Raw genomic sequence first — 3,951 nt, 5'->3', positions numbered from 1 at the left:
TAGAGCGGATTCTGATCAGTCTGGATCATAGCCGCATGAGCTGAAGTAGTTGGCGCACTCGTCGGGGCGGAAGAGATCGACGAGTTTTCCGATGAAGCTCCAGAGGCCGGAGACGGTGCGCTCGCCGGCTTTTCTGAGCATGGCCTTGAGACGGGAGAAGGCCTTCTCGATCGGATTGAAGTCGGGGCTGTAGGGCGGGAGGAAGCGCAGAGACGCGCCTGCGTCCTCGATCATCGCGAGGACTGATGCGCGCTTGTGGCTGGAGAGATTGTCCATGATGACGATGTCGCCCGGCCTGAGTTCGGGCACGAGCACCTGGCGGACATAGGCCTCGAACCATTCGCCGTTGATCGGCCCGTCTAGCACCATCGGCGCGATCATCCCGCTCATGCGCAGTCCCGCGACCAGCGTCGTGGTCTTGCGGTGACCATGCGGGGAGCCCATCCGCAACCGCTCACCTCGCGGAGCACGACCATGGCTGCGGGTCATGTTGGTCGCGGTCCAGGTCTCGTCGATGAACACCAGGCGTTTGGGATCGAGATCGCACTGACCATCGAACCAGGCATGGCGCTGCCTCAGGACGTCGGGCCGGTCCTGCTCGATCGCGTGCCCGGTCTTTTTTTCCGCGTGATGCCGTGGCGCGCGAAGAAGCGGTGCAGCGTCGAGTTCGCGACTGAAAGGCCGATGCCGGCCAGCGCCACTCGCAACTCGTCGAGTGTGATGTCCTGCTGCGCTTCCCACAGCGCCAGCACCTCGTTGCGCCGCTCCTCAATCCGGTGCGAGCGCATGTCACCGCCCTGGGGCTTGGGCGCGAAGTTACCGGTCGCCGTTCGTTGAGCCTGCCAGCGGATCGCAGTCGAAGGCGCTACTCCAAACCGCACCGCAGCCGCCCGCCTGCTCATCCCGCCATCAATCGCCGCCAGCAACCGCAACCGCAGATCCATTGAAAGTGGCTGACCCATCTGATGCCGGCCTCCATCCCCAGCCAGCATCGTGAATCAGATTTCCGACGGCTTGGGAATCCCTCACGATTCAGGTCGGTCAGAAAACGCTCTAGCTCGGACTTCTCACAGTGCGGCGCGATTTCGGGCAGATTCCCAGTGTGAGGGCTTGAAGGAGGAAGCCGGACGGCTCCAAAGACCCTCGCGTTTTCTGTCCTGAGATGATTCACTCCCCATCTCCCCATCTCGATGAGGATGGCGCGGAATGGCAGGTCAGCCGGGGTTCTTTGATCTGTCGGACTGGTACGAGGCGCTGAGTGCGGCGGGCGATCCCGATCATCTCGTGCTGGGCGAGCAGCAACTCGTCCTTCTCGGCCTCGGTCAGCACATGAAGCGGCTGCGGTGACATCCGTAGGGTGAATCAGCCAATCGCCCCAAGCGCAAGACATTCCTGCCAACCCCGTGAGCAATTACGCATGGGGAGCAACGCAGCAAGAAATCGCGGGTAAACATCAAGCTATAGGTGATTTTGCCGCACAAACTAGCGGTGCCTTATGCATACTGCCCGGGCGAAGCGCTTCAATCAGAACAGGCAAGCCCGAGCGCCAGCCACGCCACATTCGATTGAACTTGTTGCTACCCGTTGGCCAGTCACGGCGAAAGGTATAGAAATGAGAATACCCACAGTCCCGCAGGATCTGTGAACATCTCTCCCCAGCATCCGCATCTAAAACCTCAAACATCACGATCGGCCCGTCAACGTTCAATGTTCGTGAGGCGCCCTCAAAAACTTTCGGCTCATGTCCTTCAACATCTATCTTAAGCAACTCTACTCTAGGCCCCCTATTCTCTTTTATTATGTCGTCAAGAGGCCTTACGATTACAGGAAGTGACTGGGTGGGAATCTTGTGGTGAGCGGCATTTAACGTTGCCCATCCGAGATTTCCATTAAGCGGAACATGGATCTCAGCCTCAGCAGTCGTGTTTGATGCTCCGACACATACAGCGGTGACCTCGTCCTTGTGACGTAAGGCCAGATTGGCTTTGAGAACTAAAAAGGTGTGAGGGTTAGCTTCTATTGCAAGGGTCGAAAGGAAATGGCTTGAAAACGCCAAGCTGTACAAGCCAATATTTGCACCTACGTCTACGAATCTGCCTGATTGAGCACGACCTGCTAAGGTTGGATTTGCGAGCAGAGTGTAGACAGCGTCAATTTGCGTGGATTCAAAGCGACCGGTTGCTATGAGATTGTGCCCAATTAGATCGTCAATCGGAACCACAATCCCTCTAAAATCGGGCTCACGCTCCGCTCGCTTCCGCAAAAGCGAGAAAAGCATCATTGCATATCGGTCGCCAACAACCCTTCCTAACCCTCTCACTTTCGCTGCCATGAGCACCCCCCTAAAAACCCAACATCTATATTCCCGTAATTTTTACTATATCTTTGATGCCATTTTCGTTCTGTGATGACTAGGGTCCAAACTCAATCAGCCTCTTGAAAATCAGCGCGCACATTGATTCAGGGAGTCTCCGCTGAAGCAGGAGGCCTTTTGAGATGTCGCGTTCGTTGTTCTGGTTGTCGGATGAAGCATGGGGTGCGATTGAGCCTCACCTGCCGAAGAACCAGCCCAGAGTGCGGCGGGTCGATGACCGGCGGGTGATCTCTGGCATCGTACACATGCTCAAGTGTGGCGGCCGTTGGGCTGATTGTCCTGCGGAGTATGGGCCGGCAACAACGGTCTTGACCTGACCCCCAGCTTTCCTCCAGCTGGGATTAGAGCCGGGCGGTTGTTTTGCGCATGAGCGCGGTTGAAGCAATGGGCTGCGCAGCGGAGCCCGTAGGGCGTAGCGGAGCAGGCCATTGCTGTTGCAGTTCGGCGGCGAACGCCGCCGGGGTGTCGTATCCAAGGGCCGAGTGCGGCCTCTCCCGGTTGTAGTCTTCCACCCACGCGGCGATCTCGGCGCGGGCGTGATCGAGGCTGAGGAAGAGCGTCTCATTGAGCAGCTCATCGCGCATGCGGCCGTTGAAGCTCTCGACATAGCCGTTCTGCATCGGCTTGCCGGGCGCGATGTAGTGCCACTCCACGCCAATTTCCCCGCACCATGCCAGCACGGCGTTGGAGGTCAGTTCCGTGCCGTTATCGCTGACGATCATCCCCGGCTTGCCACGCTTCGCGATCAGCTCGGTCAGCTCGCGCACCACCCGGCGCCCGGAGATCGACGTGTCCGGCACCGCTGCCAGGCACTCCCTGGTCACGTCATCGACGACGTTGAGCACACGGAACCGCCGGCCCGACGCCATCTGGTCGTGCACGAAGTCCAGGCTCCAGCGTTGGTTCGGCAGGGCCAGAACCGGTGCCGGCGCCCTCGCGCCGATCGCACGTCTGCGGCTGCGCCGCCGCCTGACAGCCAGTCCTTCCTCCCGATAGATCCGCTGGGTCTTCTTCCGGTTGATCATCACGCCCTCCCGGCGCAGCAGGATATGCAGCCTGCGATAGCCGAACCGCCGGCGTTGGTTCGCCAGCTCGCGCAGCTTCTCTCTCAATTCGGCATCGTCGGCCCGCGTCGAGCGGTAGCGCACGCCCTTGCGATCGGCACCAACGACACGGCACGCCCGCCGCTCGCTCATCCCGTGGCAGGCCCGGAGATGAGCCACAGCTTCCCGCTTGGCGGCGGGCGTCACCACTTTTTTGACAGAAGATCCTTCAGCGCAGCCTGGTCCAGCATCGCATCGGCCAGCAGCCGCTTGAGCTTCGCGTTCTCGTCCTCGAGTGCCTTCAGCCGCCGAGCCTCGGATACCTCGAGCCCGCCATACTTCGACTTCCAGTTGTAGATCGTCGCTTCCGACACCCCGTGCCGGCGTGCCAGGTCTGCGGTCTTCGCCCCTGCCTCGGCTTCCTTCAGCACGCCGATGATCTGCTCTTCTGAAAACCTCTTACGCTTCATCTCGTCCGTCCTTCCATGGACCGGACTCTAATCGAGCGTGGAGGAAAATCAGGGGGTCAGGTCA

At 59.7% G+C, this 3,951-nt stretch carries 4 protein-coding genes and 1 pseudogene; 2 read left to right on the top strand and 3 right to left on the bottom strand.

From position 1 onward, the window contains the following. Positions 1 to 15 precede the first annotated feature (15 nt). Positions 16 to 962 (bottom strand): IS630 family transposase gene (locus ABUH87_RS08510; protein WP_367767720.1). Its coding sequence is split into 2 segments (ribosomal slippage): positions 16 to 626 and positions 626 to 962, totalling 948 coding nucleotides; the frame shifts between segments, so codons are not numbered across the junction. 244 nt (positions 963 to 1,206) lie between these two features. Here ABUH87_RS08510 and ABUH87_RS08505 point away from each other — a divergent pair. Beyond that, positions 1,207 to 1,347: a hypothetical protein gene (locus ABUH87_RS08505; RefSeq protein WP_367772487.1), complete on the top strand. Its 141-nt coding sequence runs from the start codon at positions 1,207 to 1,209 to the stop codon at positions 1,345 to 1,347. Between the two features lie 106 nt (positions 1,348 to 1,453). Here the strand turns inward: ABUH87_RS08505 and ABUH87_RS08500 are convergent, their stop codons facing one another. After that, complete coding sequence (locus ABUH87_RS08500) at positions 1,454 to 2,332, bottom strand: FkbM family methyltransferase (protein WP_367772484.1); 879 nt, start codon at positions 2,330 to 2,332, stop codon at positions 1,454 to 1,456. 164 nt (positions 2,333 to 2,496) lie between these two features. Between ABUH87_RS08500 and ABUH87_RS08495 the strand changes: the two are divergent. Further along, positions 2,497 to 2,682, top strand: a pseudogene (locus ABUH87_RS08495) (transposase); the annotation flags it as partial. A gap of 33 nt (positions 2,683 to 2,715) precedes the next feature. Here ABUH87_RS08495 and ABUH87_RS08490 read toward each other — a convergent pair. Next, positions 2,716 to 3,887 (bottom strand): IS3 family transposase gene (locus ABUH87_RS08490; RefSeq protein WP_367769135.1). Its coding sequence is split into 2 segments (ribosomal slippage): positions 2,716 to 3,635 and positions 3,635 to 3,887, totalling 1,173 coding nucleotides; the frame shifts between segments, so codons are not numbered across the junction. Positions 3,888 to 3,951: the final 64 nt, after the last annotated feature.

The organism is Novosphingobium rhizovicinum (genome assembly GCF_040813635.1).
Classification (GTDB): domain Bacteria; phylum Pseudomonadota; class Alphaproteobacteria; order Sphingomonadales; family Sphingomonadaceae; genus Novosphingobium; species Novosphingobium rhizovicinum.
The sequence above is the reverse complement of the archived record's forward strand: the minus strand, read 5'-3'. Positions and strand labels throughout refer to the sequence as shown.

Bases quoted from the DNA above. Each gene is read 5' to 3' on its own strand.
- ABUH87_RS08505 (WP_367772487.1), top strand. From the start codon at position 1,207: ATGGCAGGTCAGCCGGGGTTCTTTGATCTGTCGGACTGGTACGAGGCG.
- ABUH87_RS08500 (WP_367772484.1), bottom strand. From the start codon at position 2,332: ATGGCAGCGAAAGTGAGAGGGTTAGGAAGGGTTGTTGGCGACCGATAT.